Origin of the sequence: Bacillus sp. AR8-1 (assembly GCF_008042345.1) — a bacterium.
In the GTDB taxonomy this organism is placed as follows: domain Bacteria; phylum Bacillota; class Bacilli; order Bacillales; family Bacillaceae_G; genus Bacillus_A; species Bacillus_A cereus.
This window is the reverse complement of sequence record NZ_QNUB01000030.1, coordinates 1-20859: the sequence shown is the minus strand read 5'-3', so window position 1 is coordinate 20859 and position 20859 is coordinate 1. Positions and strand designations below refer to the sequence as shown.

Here is a 20859-nt window from a genome sequence, read left to right as displayed (position 1 = left end):
TATAATTAGAAAAACAGATGAAGTGTTGTTTATCTTCTTATGGGCCCATTCACCTTTTTACTTTCGTAGTTATATAAACTTCAACAAAAGGGGGATTTTTTATGAATTCATTCGAAAAAATAACATTATATATTCTTAGTTTTCTTTTATACCCAATCGGTATTATTACATGGATCATTTCACTCTTTAGTAACGATCTTGAAAAAAAGAAAGTAGGGCGTATTTGTCTTTACATTTCTCTAGTCTCATTCGTCCTTTTCTTAATCCTTGGAATTGCAACTTTCCTTATGACTGCTACTTTTAACGTAGATCTAAATCATTCAGAATCTATCCAATATCAAATAAATGATATTGAATAAAGATAAGGGCACTGCTCTTATCTTTATTCACATCTCTTTCAAAATGAATGACTATTTATTAATTTTTCAGGACTTCCACATGCAACAATACTTCCTTCTCTCATTATGACAACATGATCCGCTAGTATCACTTTCTCTACATCATGTGTTGCCACAATTCTCGTTACATCTCTTCCTAGTCCTTCAATCATATTCCAAACAGTTTCTTGATTACTCGGATCTAACCCCGCAGTCGGTTCATCTAAAATAATAAGATTCGGATTTGAACCAATCGCTCGTAATAATGCAAGACGTTTTCTTTCTCCTCCCGAAAGCTCTTCTCCACTTTTATGTAGTACAGTTTGAATCCCCTTAGGTAAATCTCTAATTATCGGCTTCATATTTATAAGGTCAATATTTTTTTCTAATTCGTTTTCTAAATACTCCTCCCGGAAATACATATTCTCTTTTACTGTCGTCCGAAAGAAACGAGGTTCTTGCCACACTGTAGTCATTCGAGCCTTTTGACCATAATAAACAACACTACCGTTAGATGGTTTATACAAACCTGTCATTAATTTTAAAAGTGTTGTTTTTCCTGCACCACTTTCTCCGACAATGATAACGAATTCACCAGGATTAATTTGCAAATCAATATTATTAATTCTACATTTCTCTTCTTCACTCTCCTGAAATGAAACATTTGTTATTATCATCCCCATCGCTCTTTCTACATTACTATCTGCCACTCTTTTATCTAAAAAGGAAAAAACTCTATTTGCCGAAGCGACTGCAACTTGTGTCATCATTAATAAATCGCCCACGTAACGGACTGGGAAAAAGAGCATTTCAATTGTAGCTAACACTGCAACAAGTGAACCAACTTCCATTTCCCCTTTCATTATTTTTTGTGCGCCTACAATGAGAACAACGATATATGCTCCTGTTTCAATCACTGTTCCAACTACTCCAATGCAATGTTGCATCATCGTCTTCTTTACTTCCGATTTATAAGATTGTGCCGTTACTCCTTTAAATAAGCGAATGGCCCATTTTTCTTTTTGTACACTACGTAAATCTTGTATACCCTTTACAAACTGTGACACCATCTCTACAACACTCGATTGATTTTTTTGAGCAATGCTTGCAATATCCCTTACCTTTTCTCCCATCAGTATTGGAACAATTGCACTGAAAAATAAAAACGGAGTTACCCACAATATAAACTGTATATCTATATGTTGTAGTGCTATGAAAGCTCCAATAAATTGGGCAATAGCGTGTATATACTCTATTAATATAGAACCATATAATCTGACCCAGTTCGGAATATCAGATACGACCAAAGTTTCTAACTCCCCTTGCTTAATCTTCTCACTCTCTTCAAACGGTAATGAGAAATAGTGACGCAATAATTCTATACGTTTCGTTTGTAATATACGTTGACTGGCTTTTGAGCTTATATAATCAAATAAAAGATTGTTCGTCCACATTAAAAAGCGAATACCCGCAAACAAAGCTATATATAAATACGCACCTTTTAGCTCCCTTTGAATAAGATTGTCTACAATTAATCCCATGAAAATTGGGCGTGATAAATTTAAAATAGCAGCAATTATCCCACTACATACAGCTGCCATTACTAATATTTTCTCTTTTCGTAACGGCCACAATATTCTTTTATATTCTTTCATGACGTTCCCTCCACTTTTCGTAGTAAAAAGAAAGGGATGAAACCATATGGTTTCATCCCTTTCCATAAAATAAGGAAGCTAACTATTGTTAGCTTCCTTATTTTTCATTTCAATTATTTAGTTTGACACTTTTGACTCTTCGATTTTCTCACGAAGAACCATTTGCAGAATACCACCGTGACGGTAGTAGTCAATTTCTACTTCACTATCGAAACGAGCTACTACTTCAAATTGTTTTTCGTTGCCATCTAAATCAGTTGCAACTACTTTTACAAGATCGCGCGGTCTAACTGTTTTGTCAATTTGAATTTCAAATGACTCGTTACCAACAAGACCTAACGTTTCAGCACTTTCGCCATCTTTAAATTGAAGTGGTAATACACCCATTAATACTAAGTTACTGCGGTGAATACGTTCGAAGCTTTCTGCGATTACTGCTTTAATACCTAATAAGTTAGTACCTTTCGCAGCCCAGTCACGAGAACTTCCCATACCGTAATCTTTACCAGCAACAACTAGAAGACCTGTTCCATCTTCTTTATATTTCATAGCAGCATCATAGATTGATGTTACTTCACCAGTTGGCCAATATGTTGTATATCCACCTTCTGTTCCTGGTGCGATTTGGTTTTTAATACGGATGTTTGCAAATGTACCACGCATCATAACTTCATGGTTACCACGACGAGAACCGTAAGAGTTAAAGTCAACTGGTTGTACGCCGTTTTCTAATAAGTAGCGTCCAGCTGGTGTGTGCTTACCAATTGAACCTGCTGGTGAAATGTGGTCTGTCGTTACAGAATCACCAAATTTACCAACTATGCGTAAACCTGATAACGTTTCAACTTCACCTGGCTCTTTAGATAAACCTTCAAAGAATGGTGGGTTTTGAATGTATGTTGAATCATTATCCCAAGTATATAAAGCTTCGTTTGAAGTTTGGATTTCATTCCAACGCTCATTGCTGTTAAATACTTGTGCATATTCTTTCTTGAACAGTTCAGATGTAACAACACTTTGAACTACATCTTCAATTTCTTTAGCTGATGGCCAAATATCGTTGAAGTAAACAGCATTGCCATTTGCATCTTTACCGATTTCATCATTTTTCAGGTCAATATCAACAGTACCTGCAAGTGCATATGCCACAACAAGTGGTGGTGATGCTAAGTAGTTTGCTTTTACAAGAGGATGAATACGACCTTCAAAGTTACGGTTACCAGATAAAACAGATGTTACTAGTAAGTCGTTTGCTGCGATTGATTCTTCTAATTCTGGCGCTAATGGACCAGAGTTACCGATACAAGTCGTACAGCCGTAACCAACTGTTTGGAAACCTAATTGGTCTAAATATGTTGTTAAACCTGATTTATCTAAGTACTCAGTAACAACTTTAGATCCTGGTGCTAATGATGTTTTTACGTACTCAGGTACTACAAGTCCTTTTTCAATTGCTTTCTTCGCAACTAGACCTGCCCCGATTAATACGTATGGGTTTGATGTATTTGTACAGCTTGTAATTGCAGCGATTGCAATTGCACCTGTTTTCATCGTTACTTCTTTATCTTCTAATGTAACCTTCACTTCTTTATCGAACTCTTGCTCATTAAATCCAAGTCCTTGTGTTCCAACTGGTGCTAAAACAGCTTTGTGGAACGCATCTTTCATATCTGAAAGTGGAATTAAATCTTGTGGGCGTTTCGGTCCAGAAAGGTTAGATTCGATTGTATTTAAATCAATTTCAACAAGATCAGTGTAGATTGGATCTTTACTGTCTGCTGTATAGAATAAACCGTTCGCTTTACAGTATTCTTCAACAATACGAATTTGCTCTTCATCTCTACCTGTTAAACGTAAGTATTCTAATGAAATATCATCGATTGGGAAGAATCCACAAGTTGCGCCGTATTCTGGTGCCATATTTGAAATTGTTGCACGGTCAGCTAAAGGCATGCTCTTTAGTCCATTACCGAAGAACTCAACAAATTTACCAACTACACCTTTTTGACGTAATACTTGTGTTACTTTTAATGCAACGTCTGTTGCTGTAGTACCACTTGGAAGTGTGCCAGTTAATTTCACACCGATTACTTCAGGTACTGGGAAGTATGAAGGCTGTCCAAGCATTCCTGCTTCTGCTTCAATACCACCAACGCCCCATCCAAGAACGCCGATACCGTTAATCATTGTTGTATGCGAGTCTGTTCCAACTAATGAATCTGGGTATGCAACTAAGTCACCTTCAGCATTTTTCACAGCATGAACAACTGGTGCTAAATATTCAAGGTTTACTTGGTGTACAATGCCTGTAGCTGGTGGAACTGCACGGTAGTTATCAAATGATTTTTGTGCCCAGCTTAAAAATTTATAACGTTCTTCATTACGTTTAAACTCTAAGTCCATGTTGAATGCAAGCGCGTCTGCCGTACCCGCTCTATCAACCTGTACAGAGTGGTCAATTACAAGGTCTACAGTAATTTCAGGATTAATTTTGTCAGGATCCCCACCCATGTCTGCCATTGCTTTACGAAGCGAAGCCAAATCAACAACAGCTGGAACACCAGTGAAATCTTGTAAAATTACACGAGATGGTTTAAATGGAACATCGATATCTTGCACATCTTTCGTTCCCCATTTCGCTAAATTTGTAACATGCTCTTCTGTGATTACACGTCCGTCTACTTGACGAAGTACTGATTCAAGTAAAACTTTCACGGAATATGGTAATTGAGATACGTTGCCAACCCCTGCATTTTCAAGCGCTTTCAAATCATAATAATGATACGTTTTTCCATCTACTTCAAAAGTTGCACGTGATTGAAATGGATTATGTTTGACCATTATGTTTCCCCCCTGTTAAACGTGACTAAGTTGTCTGAATATAAAATGTAGACAAACTTTTCAATACCTTACGATAATATCTTATTACAACTTTCTAAATAAGTAAATAATAAGAAACTTATAGATTATCATAAGTTTTCTTTATGTTTCTAAATTTGAATAGCTTTCATGCTCCTTATGAATACTATTATCATAAAGTAAAGTGCTCTATCAGCGGTTTACTTACAGTTCATACATACTATGAACTGCTCATCATTCAACATACAAAAAATGTTATAGGGGTGAAATAAAATGGGTAAAAGAAAAGCAAATCATACTATTTCAGGAATGAATGCTGCATCTGCACAAGGACAAGGAACTGGTTACAATGAAGAATTTGCAAACGAGCCTTTAACTCCAGCAGAGCGACAAAATAATAAGAAACGTAAAAAGAACCAGTAAAGAAAAATCCCAAAAGGTCTATTTTCCTTTTGGGATTTCTTCTAATGTTTATAACGTAGTAATTCCGAAACCGTTACAAATCGATAGCCCTGTTTTTTCAGCTCAGGTAAAATTTTTGCTAGCGCTGCTACCGTTTGACTACGATCATTCCCTCCATCATGTAACAATACAATATCGCCACTTTTAGCATTTTTCACTACATGATTTACAATGGATTCAACCCCTGGATTTGCCCAATCACGCGGGTCTTGATGCCACGACCATAGAACGGTTTGATAGCCAGCCTCTTTCGCTGTTTTAAATACAGCATCGTTAATATATCCGCCAGGAGGACGGAATAGCAAAGGTTCTTTCACCCATTTTTCAAAAAATTTCTTTCCATCTAAAATATCATTTTCTAATTTTTCATCTGACGAATTACTTGCGTACAAATGATTCATCGTATGATTTCCAATTTCATGTCCCTCTTTTAACACTTGCTTCACTAAATATGGATTACGCTGAACTCGAAATCCAATCATAAAAAATGTCGCTTCCGCCTTATATTGACGTAATAAATCTAAAACTTGTGGTGTATACGTTGGATCTGGCCCATCATCAAATGTAATTGCAATAATTTTTTCATTATTAGGTACTTCCCATGTTACATAACCAGTTGGTTCTAACTCTTTTCTGAGCAACATTTTCGCTTCCACTTTTTCCACTTGAAATATATGTACTGCACATAGCAAAGAAAAAACTAATAGAAAAATTTTCTGTTTTAGCATAACGTTTACTAAAGCAGCAAGGTTGTCGAATAGACAACAACCTCATTTACTTTTCTAATTGATCTACATTTCGCATTATATTTTGGAGATTATTTTCATATTGCTCAAGTTGTGGACGTTGTGTTTCTGAAGCTACCTCTAGTGCATTTTGAATTTGTTCATATGCTTCCTGAACCTCTTGGCGTAACTCTTTTAAATCATGACCGTAGTTAGGGTCATTTTTCACAATATTATTAAATGCATTTTCTGCTTGTGTAACTCCTTGCTGTGCCGCTTGAAAGGCTTGTTGCTTATCTTTATGATATGGCATTATATAATCCCCTTTCTATAATTGTTAGTCCCCTTTATCTTTACCTTTTTTTCTAAAAACATTCTCGTATAAAATCGCCAACTTCTCTCATTCTAAAAAGAAAGAGGAGGTGTCATATACAATGGATAAAAACAACCGTGAATCAAAAGAAAAACAAGGACAACCTGAACCATTAAGCGGATCTCATAAAGTAAAAAACCGTAACCATTCACGCCAAAAAAAACATTCACATCATGATATGTAATAAAAACATTCACATACCGTGCACATTCAACATAAAATGTTTGTATTTCATCATTTATTCTTCACCTCTGTTTCATTCATGCATAACATGATATGAATTGATATTTTACGGAGGGTGTCTTACATGGGCAAGAAAAAGAAGAATTGTCTTTTTCATGTTGATGGTTTCGAAGAATGGATGGATCAATTTTGTTCCGATTCTTATAGTAACTTTAGCTTTCCAAATCAAATTCACATCGATCTTTGCGAAACCGAAGAAGAATATATTTTGGAAACAGATGTACAAAATGTCACGGAACAAAATGTACTCATTAAAAAGTTAGAGACAGGCCTAGCTATATGCATACTTCATAAAAACATTTCCTTACAACGAACAATCCCTTTACCTACTACTATCATTTATAAAAAGATGCTAGCCTGCTTAGAAAACGGATTTTTAGCCATTCATATTTCCAAAAATGAAGTTGCTGATAAGCATGAAAAAAAAGTTCTTTTTTCAAATTAAGAGTTAATATAATTCAAACTAAGCCCCAGTTGATTACTGGGGCTTATGTTATTTCGCATGCATTTCTATATTAGAATTTCTATCATATCTTTTTTTCGATAAACCTTTTGTAACTAAAAGCACAGGAAATGCCACAGTTGAAAATATAGCTAGTGCTGAAAATACCGCAAACCCATTTTGGTACCCGTAGTAATCGAGAAGTACTCCTCCGAACCACGGACCTATTACTACTCCAATTCCCGAAAAGCCCATCGCACCGAAGTATGTTCCTTTTAGATGCGCAACAGCAATATCATCAATAAATACATCCGTCATCGAAAACATTAAGACTTCTCCAATTGTAAAAATAATTGTACAAACGGCAGCACCTAGCATAGATTCTACTATTCCAAAGCCAAATAATCCCCCGCTCACAAATAAAGTCCCAACCATAATTGATGTTAACGGTGTATACTTTTTGCACATTTGAATAACAGGGTATTGGATAATCACTACAACAATTGCATTTAAAGCGAGCATATATGAGAATAGCTTCACCCCATCCTCAAATATATGTGCATTTGCAAAATATTGAGATACTGTCGTCGTTAAATGGGAAAAACCGCAATTACTCAAAATAATACCGACTAAAGCAACTAAAAATACTATATCTTTTCGCAATATACGTATTGCATTTAGCATTGTAACAGTTTTTTCTGTACTCACTTTCTTTTTTTCCATTGGATACTTCTTAAATTGGAACGCTAATATAGCTGTATATAGAATATATACCCCAGCTGCTACTAAAAAAGGAATTGTTGATTTTGCACTTCCAATCTGTAATCCAACAATTGGTCCAATTGCAACTCCAACATTTATTGCACCGTATCGTAAGTTATAGACGAGTAACCGATACTCAGGCTTTGTTAAATCTGATAATAATGCTCTTGATGTTGGCTCAAAAAACGACCTACATAATCCATTTAAAGCGTTTAATAAAAAGAAACTTAAAACATGATCCGCAAGTGAAAAACCTATAAACACAAAAACCCAAACGATCATGGACCAGAGCATAATCGTTTTCCGGCCAAATCGATCTGATAAATTCCCTCCGATAAAACTAGCAAAAACACCAACAAGTGCACTCGTTCCGATAATAGCACCAGTCATTCCAGCTGATACACCTTTAACAGTCGTTAAATAAATCGCTAAAAAAGGGATACTCATTGAAGTTGCAAACCTAGCAAACAATGTCCCTAAAATAATACTCATTCCAAGCGGATGAATATGCTGTAACTTCCCCTTCATCGTTAAACCTACTCTCTCTATTTTCACAAAAAAAGAAAGCAAAGGATCTGCTTTCTTTTCCTTTTTCTATACTTGAGCTGTTGATACCCGAGTTGTTCTCGTTATGTCCATATCAATTCCATATGTGAACTGTAATTCTTTACACACATCTTTAATTAAGATTGCGACATTATACTTTTCATTAAATTGTAAAACTATGTTTTCTACTTCTTCATATGTATACTTATATTCCCCTGTAATGACACTTTTTAGATCAAAGCATTCGTTAATACAAAGTTGTACAAGTAGCTGGTCATATTTCTCTATTACATCTTCTTTCTTCCAAAGTAACTCTTTTACATATAATCGATCAAACTTCACACTTTCTCGATTACAATCCGTTAAAATCCGGGTCATTTCGTTTAATTCTCGATATAATTCGGAAATATTTCTACTTAAACTAAGCAGTTTATCTACGCCGTTTTCATATAACATATTTATTCCACCCCCGCATTTTCTTTCCCTTATTATAGCAAGAAAATTCTAAAAATAGTTTCTTTCTTCTGAAATATTAGGAAACTAATTTCAATTGCATTACAATGAAACTAGTTAATGCGAGGGGAGAAAGAAAATTGGAGCACAAATTATATTACACTGACGCTTATAAGCAAGACTTTACTACTAAAATTATAAAGCAAGATTATGATAAAGACGGTAACTTATACGTTGTTTTGAATGAAACAGCATTTTATCCGACAGGTGGCGGACAACCATATGATACTGGTACATTAAATGATATCAATGTAATCAATGTAGAAGAGATAAACGGAGAAATTCGTCACTACATTGCAGAACAATTACATACAGAAAACGTAGAAGGTAAAATCAATTGGGAGCGCCGTTTTGATCATATGCAACAACATGCAGCTCAGCACATTTTATCTGCTGCTTTTTGGGACCATTTTAACATGCCTACAATTGGATTCCATCTTGGTAAAGAAACAGTAACAATTGATTTAGAAACAGAAAATCTTCATGCAGAAACGGTTGAAAAAGCAATACAAATTGCAAACAAAATTGTTTTTGAAAACCATCCAATCCGCATCCAGTGGATGAACTTAGAAGAAGCGAAAACGTTGCCCCTTCGTAAAGAACCGACTATGACAGAAAATATACGGGTTGTTATTATCGAAAACTTTGACTACAACGGTTGTGGTGGAACGCATCCGAAACGAACTGGTGAAGTTGGTCCTATTCAAGTACTAGGATGGGAGCGCAATAAAGGTGGTATACGCTTAACGTTTATCGCTGGTTGGCGTACACTTAAATTAATGGGGCAACAGCAACAAATTATGAAAGATGTTTCTAAACAATTAAACAGTAGCGAAACTGATATTCCAGCAAAAGTGGCGCAACTGCTTACTTCTCAAAAAGAAAACGAAAAAGCAATACAAACAATGAATGAAAAATTATTATTTGCAGAGGCAAATGAACTACTTCTACAGCCTATAAAAATTCATGCTGACATACTTATTTCTAAAGTATTTACAAATCGTTCTATGCAAGAAATCGCAAAGCTTTCCGCTATTATTACAGAACAACAAGAGCATGCAATTACGTATTTCGTCATCGAAAATGATGACAAACTACAATGTATTCTCGCTTGCGGAAAATCAGTATCACTCGATATGAATGCTCTTTTAAAAGACGCTCTTCCTACAATCGAAGGAAAAGGTGGCGGAAATAAGAAGAGTGCTCGCGGTGGCGGGAAAGCAATTATGAGCGGAGATGAATTTTTAAATCAGCTTGTTTCTTCTTTACAGTCGGCGGTGTAAAGCATTTTTAGTAAGGATAGCTAATAGCTATCCTTACTCTATAGTTACAGGCCAATATTTTGTTTCAATCCTTGGTAACTCCCTGCATTTGAAAAACCTTCACTTATAAGAGTTATAAAAGTTTCCGAAAAACCATAATGACTTAAATCTTTAATCGGCACCATTTGCACATCATGAATTGGATTATGATCAAATTCATTAGAGGGTAACATAATTTCCCCTGTAAGCTTTTCAAGTAGAAATGTAATATGTAATAAAGATGGACTGGCATCCGGTTTATCACAAACATAGAGTAGCTTCTTAATTTTAACTTCTAATCCCGTTTCTTCTCTCATTTCTCTAATCATCGCCTCTTCTAACATTTCACCATTCTCCACTCTTCCTCCAGGTAAAGACCAATTCCTATTAGCAACTTTTTGCTTTACTAGCAATAATTTTTCACCTTCAATTAAAATTCCCGTAACACGAACTTGCATTACATTTTCCATATGTAATCTCCTCTTCCCATTATATTTACAAATTAACCCTTCCATAAAAAGAACATACGTTTTATAATTGAAGAAAATTATGGAAGAAAGTAGTTGTTACATTCATGCGTCCAACTTTAACAAAGTCTATATCACTTGAAGATTTCCAAAACTATTATTGGTTAAAAGCAGAACTCCAAACATTTTGTCGTGAGAATGGGTTGCCAGCTAGTGGCTCTAAGATCGAAATAACCGAGCGTATCTCACATTATTTAACTACTGGTAAAATATTAAAAAACAGCTCTGTTCAAAAGGTGAGTAAAGCTTCCCTATCCTATAAAGACCTTTCTCTTCAAACGATTATTACTAACAATCACCGCTGTAGCGAAGATGTTCGTGCTTTTTTCAAAGAAAAAATCGGAACAAACTTCCGCTTTACAGTAGCTCTTCAAAAATTTTTCAAAGAGAATGTTGGAAAAACATATGAAGACGCGATAGCTTTTTGGCATGAAGAAAACGAACGAAAAAAAGACCCTACATACAAAACAACTATCGGTACACAATTTGAATACAATCGCTTTACTCGTGACTTTTTCGAAGATCCAAATAATAAAGGGAAAGCAAAAGCTGATGCGATTGCTGCTTGGAACGAAATGAAAGCGAAGCCTGGTAGCAATATTTATGTTCCTCAAAAAGTAGAAAACTAGTTACCTCGCTAGTCTTCTACTTTCTCAAATAATAGCGCAATCCCTATCCCGCCTCCAATTCCTAATGTAGCAATTCCATATTTCATAGACTCTCTTTGTGCCTGATAAAACAAACGTGTTACAAGCATAGCACCAGATGCACCGTACGGATGACCGAGCGCAATTGCTCCACCATTTACATTTACTTTTTCGTACGGAATTTGTAACTCTTTTGCGCAAGCAACAACTTTTGAGGCGAATGCTTCATTTATTTCAAAATAATCGATGTCCTCTACTTTTACATTCATTTCGTTTAATAATTTGTTCACCGCAAATATCGGACCAGTCCCTGGAAGCTTGGGATCCACTCCCACTACAGCACTACGAACGAAACGAAGTACAGGCTTGTATCCTAACTTTCGGGCTTGTCCCTCTTCCATTACAAGAACAGCACATGCCCCATCATTTACACCGCACGAATTACCTGCCGTTACTGTTCCATTTTGTAAAAATGCGGGCTTTGTTCTTTTAATGATTCGTTCATAATTCATTTCTGGCTTTATAGATTCATCTAATAATCCATTAAAAGAAAATATTTCATCATGTATATATCCTTTTTCTAACGCTTGCAGTGTCCGCTTATAACTAAGACAAGCATACTCGTCTTGCATTTCTCTCGTTATATTATAACGCTCCGCAACATATTCAGCCGCTACTCCCATGTCAGGATCACCAATTGTTTCAGGTGAAAATCTTGCTCTTTTTTGAAAAGGTGACGTACTTGTACTCTCTACTCCCCCGGCGATATAACACTTACCTGCCCCGCCTTGAATGAGATGACACGCAGTTCGAATTGCTTCTAAACCAGAACCACATTGCCGATCAATCGTTACACCAGGAATATGATAGCCAAGTCCCACCTCTAAAGCAGATAGTCTCGCAACATTCCCTCCTGGCCCAACAACATTACCTAATATGACATCATCTATTTCCCTCTCAATCCCTTTACTTAAAAACGTAAGAAGCGGCGTTGTTAATTGCTGAACTTCATACTCTTTTAACATCCCATTCTTCTTACCAATAGGTGTTCTTTTCGCCTCTACAATAACTGCTCTATTCATATATTTTCTCCCGGTTTTCAATCATACTTTTTGCTTCCATACGAGCGATTTTCCCACTATTTGTATAAGGTATTCCATCTACAAAATGCCATTCTTTCGGTATTTTAAAAGAGGATAATCTCTGTAAGCAAAAACTCTTTAATTGTTGTTTCGTAGCACTTCCTTTTACGATCGCGACGGGCTTTTCACCCCAGTAACTATCTTTCACACCAATTACAACTATTTCATCAACAGCTGGGTGTTCATGTAATACACTTTCTATTTCTTCTGGATAAATATTGATTCCTCCAAATAAAATCATATTCTTCTCTCTACCAACAATATATATAAAGCCTTCTTCATCTTCATAGCCTACATCTCGCACTGTCATCCAACCTTCTGCATTCAACTCCCGTGTTAAAACCCCATCTATTATGTATCCCATAAAAAACTGATCACTTTTCACATAAACAGTTCCTATTTCACCTTTTTGTACTTCTTCGCCTGCTTCATTACATATTCGAACTTGCACATTATGACAAGGTTTTCCTACTGAATTTGGCCTTCTTTCGCTTTCTGCATCGACTAGTGCTGTTACAAAACTTAACTCTGATGCACCATAAAATTCATATCTTTTCGCATAAGGAAATATATTCTTTATTTTTTCTTTCGCTTCAGCTTCCCATTTCGCTCCTGACGAAATAATTTTCACTTTATTTTCTATTAATCTACTTTCTTTATATAAAGATTCAAGCATTGTCGGAACTGTATACATAACTGATATATTTTCAGTTTCTAACTTATCTAATACTTGATTTGGAAAGAACTTTCTCATAATGTGCACTGTTTGTCCTACATATAATGCACTTATTGCCCCGTATAAGAAAAGAGAATGAACGAGCGTCCCAGCTATTAAAATCGAATCCTCCCTTTTCATATGAAAATCATGTACATTACAATCAAAACTATGAACCCACGATTGTTGTGCACGTAAAAATGCTTTTGCTGTTCCTGTTGATCCTGATGTAAATCCCATATAAAAAGGAGCATGTTGTACACTTTCTACAGTGGAATATGTAGGAAGATATTTCTCTATCATTCTTTTCCACTCATCAATTTCAATTACTCTTCCTTCTTCATCCAATAGATCATTCACCTTATATCGTTCTGTCACAATCATATCCGGATTACTAATTTCAATTCTTTCTCTGAGCTCATCTTGTTTCCACTTTATATCTAACGGAACACAAACCCACCCGGCCATAGCGGCACCAGAAAATAGTTGTAAAAACTCTATACGATTTTCTAATAGGATTGCTATCGTTTTATTCTTCGATTTTTTTTCATTTAACCAGCTTGCTACTTTACAAACTGATTCAAACCACTCTTTATATGTTAAAACTCTATCATTTTCCTTTATCGCTATTTTATTTGGTTGTAAAGAGGCATGCTTTTTATATTCTTTTGTAATCCCCATATGAGACGTCCTTTCTTTACAATAATAATAAAAAGAAACACGCAATTAACGTGTTTCTTCCCTTTATCATCCCGCATTTGTATATTTTCCATTCTTTAAAGCGGGCGTAATAATATGTTTCAATGAACGATGTAATTTTGTTACGAGAACTGCCGCAATAATTGCTTTTATACAATCCCCTGGTAAAAACACAGCACTCACTTTCATTGTCTCCCATACAGAAACTTCCATTAAGAACGCTTGTACAGTAATACCAAATACATAAACTACGAAAATACCACCAATTATATTAATACATAATACTTTTATAATAGAAGCTTCACGTAAACGCTCAATTAAATAACCAATAACAAACGCCCCAATGATGTAACCAAGTAAATATCCTGCACTTGGTCCAACAAATACACCAAGGCCACCGCGTCCACCAGCAAGCAATGGTGCTCCAACTCCTACAATAAGTAAGAAAATAAGCTGACTTAACGCACCTAGACGTGATCCTAACAACCCACCCGCAAGCATAACACCGAGTGATTGCAATGTAATTGGAACTGGTGTAATAGAAAGAGCAATCGGAGGTATTAACCCTAACACTCCCATAATAGAACTAAATAAAGCGACGAAAACTAAATTTTTTGTATTCATATTTGCTTCTCCTATTTGTAAACTTAAAATTGTTTTTAGATAACATATCACAAAAATTATATTATCTTTCCACTCCTCTTTTGTCAACCGTTAATGTATTAGAGTTTACAAATAAAAGTTCACTTATTTCTCTCTATGCAAATGCTCCAGTTCTTTCCGAAGCGCCTGTTTTAAAAACTTCCCAACAGATGTTTTCGGTATTTCTTCCATAAAGACAATATCGTCTGGCAACCACCACTTCGCAAACTGTGGTTTTAAAAACTCATATATTTCTTCTTTTGTAACCGTACTATTTTTCTTTTGAACAACGCAGGCAATTGGTCGCTCTTGCCACTGAGGGTGCGGAACTGCAACGACAGCCGCTTCAAATATAGCATCATGTGCCATTAAAGCATTTTCAAGATCGACCGAAGAAATCCATTCTCCCCCGCTTTTAATAACATCCTTCGTACGGTCAACAATTTTCACGCAACCTTCCTCATCCACTGTGACAACATCACCAGTATATAACCATCCATCGCGAAAACCTTCGACAGTACGATCATCGTTATAATAGCTTTCAGCGATCCAAGGTGCTCGTAAACATAATTCTCCCATCTCAGTACCATCCCACTTCACTTCACCATTTGTACCGACTACTTTCATCTCGACACCAGGTACAAGATATCCTTGTTTAGAGCGAATTTCTAGTTGCTCTTCATACGATAATTCCGTTTCATAACTTTTTAAACGTGCAAGTGTTACGAGTGGACTCGTTTCAGTCATACCATATGCATGTATGAACGGAACATTATGTTTCTGTTCAAATGCTTTAATAACACTTTTCGGCGCCGCTGCACCTCCGCATAGTATTCTCGTCATACTAGATAAATCGTAACTATTATTTTCTAACTCTTGTAATACGCCGAGCCAAATTGTCGGCACACCCGCAGCTAACGTCACTTTTTCTGATTGAATCATCTCTAATAAAATTTTTGGAGTAAACATCGGTCCAGGAAGAACTTGTTTTGATCCAAACCAAGTAGCCGCAAAAGGAAGTCCCCAAGCGTTCACATGAAACATCGGGACGATTGCCATTGCTGCATCACTTTCCGATAAAGCAGCTGTATCCGCTAAACCGAGTGCCATACAGTGTAATACAGTACTACGATGCGTATATACAACACCTTTTGGATTTCCTGTAGTCGCTGACGTATAACACATACCAGCAGGTGTATTTTCATCAATATCTTTTACAAATTGGAAATTTGGATCACCTTCTTCTAATAGCTTTTCATAATGATATACAGGCTTCAGCGTCGTATTTGGGAGTTTATCTTTATCAGTCATAATAATGTAAGCTTGTACAGTTGATAATTGTGATTGAATATTTTCAACAAGCGGTACGAGATCTTCATCTATAAGTAGAATTCGGTCTTCTGCGTGCTGAATAATGTATGAAATATGTTGAGGAGATAAACGAATGTTAATTGTGTGCAAAACAGAAGCAATACCTGGAATAGCAAAATACGCTTCCACATGTCGATGATGGTTCCACGCTAACGTTCCTACACGTTCACCTTCTTTAATTCCAAGCTTTTTCAACGCACTGGAAAGTCTTCTCGTCCTTTCCCCTAACTGCTTATACGTTAATGTCGTAATGGTATCATGTGTGCGAGAAACAATTTCTTTCTTTGAGAATAACTTTTCTGCTCTTTCCATCATAGAACTAATTGTTAGCGGTACATTCATCATCATATTGGTTATATCCCCCTTTAAAGCGTTTTCATTTTTTCGTTTATTATAACAGACTTCCGCAAATGATTACGACATTTTTCTGTATTTTCTGAATTATTTCTTTGGAAATAATTCAGAAAATACTAAGTGAAAACATATTAAAATTCTTTCTTACGATATATAAATACCGAAATAACAAAAGAAAAGATATATATGATAACACCAAATATTGTATATAGCATTGAAACGTATACAGATGAATTTAAATTTGATATTGGAAATTGTTCTATTAGATAACCAATAACACTTTGTAATCCAAAATAAGTAACAAGCCCCCCGCATGCGCCTCCAATTGTAATAGCATCAGATTTTTCTGCTCCAAAAACATAGAGAAGTGGATAGGCTATTGCTCCGGCATTAAGAATGATGAACATCCCTAAAGAAACACTCTTAAATATATCATCATCAATTGGTGTATCTGAAACTAAACCATGTACATAAAATATGCCATACGATAATAAAGTACCAATAATTACAACTAAAAAATAGAAAAGGTAGTGACTTTGTACAATGTTATTTCTAGTAACCGGTAAAGTAAGTACATATTTTTCATAACCCGACTTACTCTCATACTTAATAACTTCAAGTGCAGGAATCGCAGCAAATAAGATAATGAATGTAGCAATTAAACGGTACATTGAAGCATTACCAAAATAAAAAACAAATCCTGATCCTAATATCGCCATTCCCATGAACATAAAGAAAGTTCGATACACTAGATAGTAGTTTGTCAATAATAAACCTTTCATTTATTTTTCACCCCTTGTTAATAAAACACTTATTTCTTCTAGTGAAATGGTTCTATGAGCAATCCCATTTGGTAGTTTATGCACATCTGATACAAGTACATTGAAATAAGAACCATTATTCCTTTTCACCACAACTATATCTTTGTTAATTAAAGTTAGTTGTTCCTCATCAACATCTACAATGGCATAATTGTCCAAAACTTTATCCTTTTCTTCATTCAATAAAATTTCTCCATCTTTTATCACAATAAGGTGACTAGCTATTTTTTCTACATCACTCATAATATGTGAAGAAAGTAATATACCACCGTTACTTTTATTCACAAAACTTTTTAATTCCTCTAATACCTCCTCCCTAGATGAAGGATCAAGACCTCCCGTCGCTTCATCTAGGATTAATAATTTGGCATTATGCGACAATGCAACAGCTATAGATAGTTTCATCGACATTCCACGGGAAAATCTACCTACTTTTTGATTAGTAGGTAAAGAGAAAGAATGAACTAATCGGTAAAAATTTTCTCTGTCCCAAGATTCAAATATCTTTTCAAAAACCTTATTTAGTTGTTTTATTGTAAGATGAGCCGGGAGATTCATAGCATCAAATACGACTCCAATCTTCCCCTTATTCTTGGCATCTTTATTTATATTTTCTTCACCAAATATTTTCACTGTACCACTATCTTTAGAAATTAATTCTAGTACTGTTTTAAATGTTGTTGATTTACCTGCCCCATTGTCACCAATGAATCCCACTATTGACCCTGATGGCACATTGAATGTAACATCTTTTAAAACAATTTTGTTTCCAAATGATTTACTTAAATTTTTAATTTCTAGAATGTTTGACATCATTTCACTCCTATCTTAACTTTTCATAAAAGTATGTTTGCTCCTATTAAAAATTATCCACTTTTTCTCTCACTTTCTTTTTTAGTTTGAAAATAATACGATTGCTATATTCTTTATTTTCTACTAAAATTCGATACATCTCCCACACTCCTATAACACGAACAAAAAGATAAACTCCAATAGCAATAAGTACAACACAGTACGGATAATACTGCACTAATTCTCCTGAAGTGATATGCTTTTCCTCAAACAAAAACGGTATTGCGCCTGCGGCAATAAAACAAAATCCAACAATCATCACTGCGGCATACTTCTTCTTAATAATCGCATATCTTTTTGTCAATTCTTTTAGAAAGTTTTGATCAAATAGTAGTTCTTCTTTTTTCAATACATTGTATCGACTCTCTTCTATCGTTGCAGGCACCATCATTGCTCCAATTCCAAGAACAGCAATGATAATGACAAGGAATGTCGACATTGTTGCATTTTCTTTAAATAGTAAATACGGTATTGTAGATAAAATGAGCAAGCTAAACCCTAACGCTATATATTTTGAAATCTTTTGCCCATACACTATATACCCTTCTGCCATTTCCTGACTTACGTAATAGCCATCCACATTTTCATTACTTTGCTCTGCAGTTTCTTTTAATAAATAGTCGAGTGATACTTCAAATACATTTCCAATCATTATTAACTTTTCAGTTTCAGGAAAACCTTGACCGTTTTCCCATTTACTAACCGCTTGCCTTGTTGTGTTTAATTTTTCAGCTAATGCTTCTTGAGAAAGGCCCTTTTCCTTTCTTAATTTAAAAAGCTTTTCACCAAATCCCATATGTGTGTCCCCCTTTGTTTTCTTACCTAAATTGTATGTAAACATTGCCCTTATCTCTATCTTCCTGCGGTTGCACTTTGTCAACTTACGGTTGCGATTGTGTTATATAGCGATTTTTCATACGATTTAGCTAGTTTTCTTCTACGATTATGACATTAATCAAACATTTCATTCCAATAACAAATTATAACAATTAAAGGTAATTATTGTTACAAAAAAATAAAAACTCCCTTATTCATTTAAAGGAGTTTTCGATATGAAATATTCCAAGAAGGGCTAATTTTCTTTCTTATATTAATTCACAATTTCTTCTATATATTTTTGTATGTTGTGCAACGATTAATAAGCATCCCACACAGTATATGTTGTCATCTCTTTATATAAGGCATATTCATATATATGTAAAATATTACTCCTATTAGCTTCTTTAATAAAAACACTTTTCAATAATCATAACGGCTTCTGCTTAAACTTTTCATAATGTCGTACTTTTAATAAAAGGACATTCCCGCAATCTGTACAAATATAAGCATCTACTGGTGAAGATGTGAACATCGTTTCCTTTTTCCGTATTTGTGCATATCCGACAAACTCACCTTCTCCTATGTTTTGAGAACCACAATTAGAGCATGTCTGCACGGTTTTTTGTTTCATGAGAGCACCACCTTTAATCTGTTTCCACTCCCTTCGACAGCTCACTTCCATTTCCCTTCCAAAAAGCCTCTTATTCTCTCACATTTCAACAGGAATCTCAAAACAAAAATCGTATATGTACTATGAAATATATTTATTAACGGAGGAATTTTATGACTACTGTTATGACACTCGATATAGCAACAGAAATTGAAAATGCAGAAATTGATATGCTCTCTTCTAGATTAGAGAGACTACAAACAATAAGCGGAAACCCAATGCAAGTGCAAATGAAAAAATTCGGTAGCGCCACTGCCTTTTCATCAAAAATAATTGCTGGTCCTGCTTTTAATACGGTAAAAGGTATTACAAATGCAGATGCGATTGATGCAATCATTTCTTATTATGAATCACTACAAATCCCTTGTCGTTTTGAAATTACCCCAGCACAAGGTACAACTAAATTATTTCAATACTTATCTCAAAAAGGGTTTTATCAATCTAGCTTCCATACTGCTTTGTATAGTATACCGAGAGAGGGTTCATCACTTCTTCCTTCTAATATTACAATACGAAAACTAAAAGAAAATGAGTTTGATATTTTTGCAAACATTTATGTACATGGATTTAATATGCCATCCTTTACAAAAGATAGCGTGCGCCAAAATAATGAAATTCTTTACAATGAACCAGGATGGCATTTTTTCATAGCTGAAGTTCAAAATATCCCTGCTGGTATTGGTGTCCTGTATATAAATAAGGGTGTCGCATCATTAGCTGCTTCTGCTACTTTGCCAGAATTTCAGCGTAAAGGCTGTCATACTGCATTAATTCAAAAACGAATTAAGACAGCTATTGAATCAAATTGTACTTTAATAGTTGGACAAGCAAGGTTCGGTAGCGGCAGTCAAAATAACATGGAACGTGCCCACATGAAAATTGCTTATACAAAATCAATATGGACCGCAAAAGACATATAATTTACTTTATTTCTCCTTCCGTTACATTTTTAAACATTTTATGACAAATCCTTTTCTATCCTATTAATCATTTGAATATTCAAACTAGATTTGTTACGATATTACTAGATACATCATTCAACTTGCAATATGAAAAGAGAATTCTAATCAAACTACAAGGAGGAGAAATGTATGACTAAACATGATCATGGTTTAAAAGAAAAAGTAGAAGGTGCCATTGATAAGGTAAAAGGTGAAGTAAAAGAAGTTGTTGGGAAAGTAACTGACAATAAGAAATTACAAGCTGAAGGAAAATGGGATAAGGTGAAAGGCACTGCTAAAGATACAGTTGGTAATGTAAAAGAAAAAGTACATGAATATAAAGAACACAAGAAAGAAAAATAAAAAAAGAGCCCATCGGCTCTTTTTTTCAGGCTGTGGAG

General features: G+C 35.1%; 23 protein-coding genes and 1 pseudogene. 8 read left to right on the top strand and 16 right to left on the bottom strand.

The features are described from left to right. Window positions 1–101 precede the first annotated feature (101 nt). The gene (locus tag DN400_RS20665) at window positions 102–359 is read left to right on the top strand and encodes a hypothetical protein (RefSeq protein WP_001083875.1); all 258 of its coding nucleotides are present in this window, start codon (window positions 102–104) and stop codon (window positions 357–359) included. 38 nt (window positions 360–397) lie between these two features. On the opposite strand, the gene DN400_RS20660 is transcribed toward DN400_RS20665, so the two are convergent. Both DN400_RS20660 and acnA read right to left on the bottom strand, forming a co-directional pair. Next, window positions 398–2032 carry an ABC transporter ATP-binding protein gene (locus tag DN400_RS20660; protein ID WP_086387325.1) on the bottom strand — a complete coding sequence of 545 codons (1635 nt, stop codon included), beginning with the start codon at window positions 2030–2032 and terminating at the stop codon, window positions 398–400. 117 nt (window positions 2033–2149) lie between these two features. Beyond that, on the bottom strand, window positions 2150–4873 hold the full coding sequence (gene acnA, locus DN400_RS20655; RefSeq protein ID WP_000238552.1) for an aconitate hydratase AcnA: 2724 nt from the start codon (window positions 4871–4873) through the stop codon (window positions 2150–2152). Between the two features lie 291 nt (window positions 4874–5164). On the opposite strand from acnA, the gene sspO reads away from it, so the two are divergent. Continuing rightward, window positions 5165–5314, top strand: coding sequence for an acid-soluble spore protein SspO (gene sspO, locus DN400_RS20650; protein ID WP_000518057.1), 150 nt, complete (start codon window positions 5165–5167; stop codon window positions 5312–5314). Between the two features lie 41 nt (window positions 5315–5355). On the opposite strand, the gene pdaB is transcribed toward sspO, so the two are convergent. Together pdaB and DN400_RS20640 are read right to left on the bottom strand one after the other, a co-directional pair. Further along, complete coding sequence (gene pdaB / locus DN400_RS20645; RefSeq protein WP_061665781.1) at window positions 5356–6081, bottom strand: polysaccharide deacetylase family sporulation protein PdaB; 726 nt, start codon at window positions 6079–6081, stop codon at window positions 5356–5358. 46 nt (window positions 6082–6127) lie between these two features. After that, window positions 6128–6391 (bottom strand): hypothetical protein, encoded by a 264-nt coding sequence (locus tag DN400_RS20640; protein WP_001146295.1) that lies wholly within the window; start codon window positions 6389–6391, stop codon window positions 6128–6130. A gap of 121 nt (window positions 6392–6512) precedes the next feature. On the opposite strand from DN400_RS20640, the gene DN400_RS20635 reads away from it, so the two are divergent. After that, complete coding sequence (locus DN400_RS20635) at window positions 6513–6635, top strand: small acid-soluble spore protein P (protein WP_000360249.1); 123 nt, start codon at window positions 6513–6515, stop codon at window positions 6633–6635. 123 nt (window positions 6636–6758) lie between these two features. Continuing rightward, entirely contained in the window at window positions 6759–7139 is a 381-nt protein-coding gene (locus DN400_RS20630; RefSeq protein WP_000516758.1) for an Hsp20/alpha crystallin family protein, read from the top strand. 48 nt (window positions 7140–7187) lie between these two features. Here the strand turns inward: DN400_RS20630 and DN400_RS20625 are convergent, their stop codons facing one another. Together DN400_RS20625 and DN400_RS20620 are read right to left on the bottom strand one after the other, a co-directional pair. Then, window positions 7188–8426 carry an MDR family MFS transporter gene (locus DN400_RS20625; protein ID WP_000676814.1) on the bottom strand — a complete coding sequence of 413 codons (1239 nt, stop codon included), beginning with the start codon at window positions 8424–8426 and terminating at the stop codon, window positions 7188–7190. A gap of 66 nt (window positions 8427–8492) precedes the next feature. Further along, window positions 8493–8900, bottom strand: coding sequence for a hypothetical protein (locus DN400_RS20620; RefSeq protein ID WP_000965149.1), 408 nt, complete (start codon window positions 8898–8900; stop codon window positions 8493–8495). Between the two features lie 137 nt (window positions 8901–9037). On the opposite strand from DN400_RS20620, the gene DN400_RS20615 reads away from it, so the two are divergent. Continuing rightward, window positions 9038–10240 carry an alanyl-tRNA editing protein gene (locus DN400_RS20615; protein WP_147801902.1) on the top strand — a complete coding sequence of 401 codons (1203 nt, stop codon included), beginning with the start codon at window positions 9038–9040 and terminating at the stop codon, window positions 10238–10240. A 44-nt stretch (window positions 10241–10284) separates the two neighbouring features. On the opposite strand, the gene DN400_RS20610 is transcribed toward DN400_RS20615, so the two are convergent. After that, window positions 10285–10728: an NUDIX hydrolase gene (locus DN400_RS20610; protein WP_000432583.1), complete on the bottom strand. Its 444-nt coding sequence runs from the start codon at window positions 10726–10728 to the stop codon at window positions 10285–10287. Window positions 10729–10832: 104 nt separating this feature from the next. Here DN400_RS20610 and DN400_RS20605 point away from each other — a divergent pair, with 104 nt between their 5' ends. Next, complete coding sequence (locus DN400_RS20605; RefSeq protein WP_001247912.1) at window positions 10833–11414, top strand: DUF6434 domain-containing protein; 582 nt, start codon at window positions 10833–10835, stop codon at window positions 11412–11414. A gap of 8 nt (window positions 11415–11422) precedes the next feature. On the opposite strand, the gene DN400_RS20600 is transcribed toward DN400_RS20605, so the two are convergent. The 9 genes and pseudogenes from DN400_RS20600 to DN400_RS20560 form a co-directional block, all read right to left on the bottom strand. Next, a complete protein-coding gene (locus DN400_RS20600) occupies window positions 11423–12514 on the bottom strand; it encodes an acetyl-CoA C-acyltransferase (RefSeq protein ID WP_001078010.1) in 1092 nt (363 codons plus the stop codon). Next, window positions 12507–13970, bottom strand: a complete 1464-nt coding sequence (locus DN400_RS20595) for an acyl-CoA synthetase (RefSeq protein WP_000513156.1) — start codon at window positions 13968–13970, stop codon at window positions 12507–12509. The genes DN400_RS20600 and DN400_RS20595 overlap by 8 nt, the downstream gene beginning before the upstream one ends. Window positions 13971–14036: 66 nt before the next feature. Beyond that, entirely contained in the window at window positions 14037–14612 is a 576-nt protein-coding gene (locus tag DN400_RS20590) for a biotin transporter BioY (RefSeq protein WP_147801901.1), read from the bottom strand. 123 nt (window positions 14613–14735) lie between these two features. Continuing rightward, window positions 14736–16349 carry a long-chain fatty acid--CoA ligase gene (locus tag DN400_RS20585; RefSeq protein ID WP_061660267.1) on the bottom strand — a complete coding sequence of 538 codons (1614 nt, stop codon included), beginning with the start codon at window positions 16347–16349 and terminating at the stop codon, window positions 14736–14738. Between the two features lie 137 nt (window positions 16350–16486). Beyond that, entirely contained in the window at window positions 16487–17137 is a 651-nt protein-coding gene (locus DN400_RS20580) for an ABC-2 transporter permease (RefSeq protein ID WP_000677369.1), read from the bottom strand. Continuing rightward, window positions 17138–17989: an ABC transporter ATP-binding protein gene (locus DN400_RS20575; RefSeq protein ID WP_147801900.1), complete on the bottom strand. Its 852-nt coding sequence runs from the start codon at window positions 17987–17989 to the stop codon at window positions 17138–17140. 46 nt (window positions 17990–18035) lie between these two features. Beyond that, the gene (locus DN400_RS20570; RefSeq protein ID WP_000505616.1) at window positions 18036–18824 is read right to left on the bottom strand and encodes a helix-turn-helix domain-containing protein; all 789 of its coding nucleotides are present in this window, start codon (window positions 18822–18824) and stop codon (window positions 18036–18038) included. 342 nt (window positions 18825–19166) lie between these two features. After that, window positions 19167–19271 (bottom strand): annotated as a pseudogene (locus DN400_RS30315) (GNAT family N-acetyltransferase); the annotation flags it as partial. Between the two features lie 3 nt (window positions 19272–19274). Then, window positions 19275–19478 carry a hypothetical protein gene (locus DN400_RS20560; RefSeq protein ID WP_000810949.1) on the bottom strand — a complete coding sequence of 68 codons (204 nt, stop codon included), beginning with the start codon at window positions 19476–19478 and terminating at the stop codon, window positions 19275–19277. A gap of 152 nt (window positions 19479–19630) precedes the next feature. Here DN400_RS20560 and DN400_RS20555 point away from each other — a divergent pair, with 152 nt between their 5' ends. Further along, entirely contained in the window at window positions 19631–20437 is an 807-nt protein-coding gene (locus tag DN400_RS20555; RefSeq protein WP_000214344.1) for a GNAT family N-acetyltransferase, read from the top strand. 171 nt (window positions 20438–20608) lie between these two features. Then, window positions 20609–20821, top strand: a complete 213-nt coding sequence (locus tag DN400_RS20550) for a CsbD family protein (protein WP_000160410.1) — start codon at window positions 20609–20611, stop codon at window positions 20819–20821. The last annotated feature ends 38 nt before the right edge of the window (window positions 20822–20859 follow it).

Coding starts and splice junctions, on each gene's coding strand:
- DN400_RS20580 (WP_000677369.1), bottom strand. CDS start 17,137: ATGAAAGGTTTATTATTGACAAACTACTATCTAGTGTATCGAACTTTC.
- DN400_RS20570 (WP_000505616.1), bottom strand. CDS start 18,824: ATGGGATTTGGTGAAAAGCTTTTTAAATTAAGAAAGGAAAAGGGCCTT.
- DN400_RS20575 (WP_147801900.1), bottom strand. CDS start 17,989: ATGTCAAACATTCTAGAAATTAAAAATTTAAGTAAATCATTTGGAAAC.
- DN400_RS20595 (WP_000513156.1), bottom strand. CDS start 13,970: ATGGGGATTACAAAAGAATATAAAAAGCATGCCTCTTTACAACCAAAT.
- DN400_RS20555 (WP_000214344.1), top strand. CDS start 19,631: ATGACTACTGTTATGACACTCGATATAGCAACAGAAATTGAAAATGCA.
- DN400_RS20635 (WP_000360249.1), top strand. CDS start 6,513: ATGGATAAAAACAACCGTGAATCAAAAGAAAAACAAGGACAACCTGAA.
- DN400_RS20640 (WP_001146295.1), bottom strand. CDS start 6,391: ATGCCATATCATAAAGATAAGCAACAAGCCTTTCAAGCGGCACAGCAA.
- acnA (WP_000238552.1), bottom strand. CDS start 4,873: ATGGTCAAACATAATCCATTTCAATCACGTGCAACTTTTGAAGTAGAT.
- DN400_RS20665 (WP_001083875.1), top strand. CDS start 102: ATGAATTCATTCGAAAAAATAACATTATATATTCTTAGTTTTCTTTTA.
- DN400_RS20590 (WP_147801901.1), bottom strand. CDS start 14,612: ATGAATACAAAAAATTTAGTTTTCGTCGCTTTATTTAGTTCTATTATG.
- DN400_RS20625 (WP_000676814.1), bottom strand. CDS start 8,426: ATGAAGGGGAAGTTACAGCATATTCATCCGCTTGGAATGAGTATTATT.
- DN400_RS20585 (WP_061660267.1), bottom strand. CDS start 16,349: ATGATGATGAATGTACCGCTAACAATTAGTTCTATGATGGAAAGAGCA.
- DN400_RS20560 (WP_000810949.1), bottom strand. CDS start 19,478: ATGAAACAAAAAACCGTGCAGACATGCTCTAATTGTGGTTCTCAAAAC.
- DN400_RS20605 (WP_001247912.1), top strand. CDS start 10,833: ATGCGTCCAACTTTAACAAAGTCTATATCACTTGAAGATTTCCAAAAC.
- DN400_RS20630 (WP_000516758.1), top strand. CDS start 6,759: ATGGGCAAGAAAAAGAAGAATTGTCTTTTTCATGTTGATGGTTTCGAA.
- DN400_RS20660 (WP_086387325.1), bottom strand. CDS start 2,032: ATGAAAGAATATAAAAGAATATTGTGGCCGTTACGAAAAGAGAAAATA.
- pdaB (WP_061665781.1), bottom strand. CDS start 6,081: ATGCTAAAACAGAAAATTTTTCTATTAGTTTTTTCTTTGCTATGTGCA.
- sspO (WP_000518057.1), top strand. CDS start 5,165: ATGGGTAAAAGAAAAGCAAATCATACTATTTCAGGAATGAATGCTGCA.
- DN400_RS20610 (WP_000432583.1), bottom strand. CDS start 10,728: ATGGAAAATGTAATGCAAGTTCGTGTTACGGGAATTTTAATTGAAGGT.
- DN400_RS20600 (WP_001078010.1), bottom strand. CDS start 12,514: ATGAATAGAGCAGTTATTGTAGAGGCGAAAAGAACACCTATTGGTAAG.
- DN400_RS20620 (WP_000965149.1), bottom strand. CDS start 8,900: ATGTTATATGAAAACGGCGTAGATAAACTGCTTAGTTTAAGTAGAAAT.
- DN400_RS20550 (WP_000160410.1), top strand. CDS start 20,609: ATGACTAAACATGATCATGGTTTAAAAGAAAAAGTAGAAGGTGCCATT.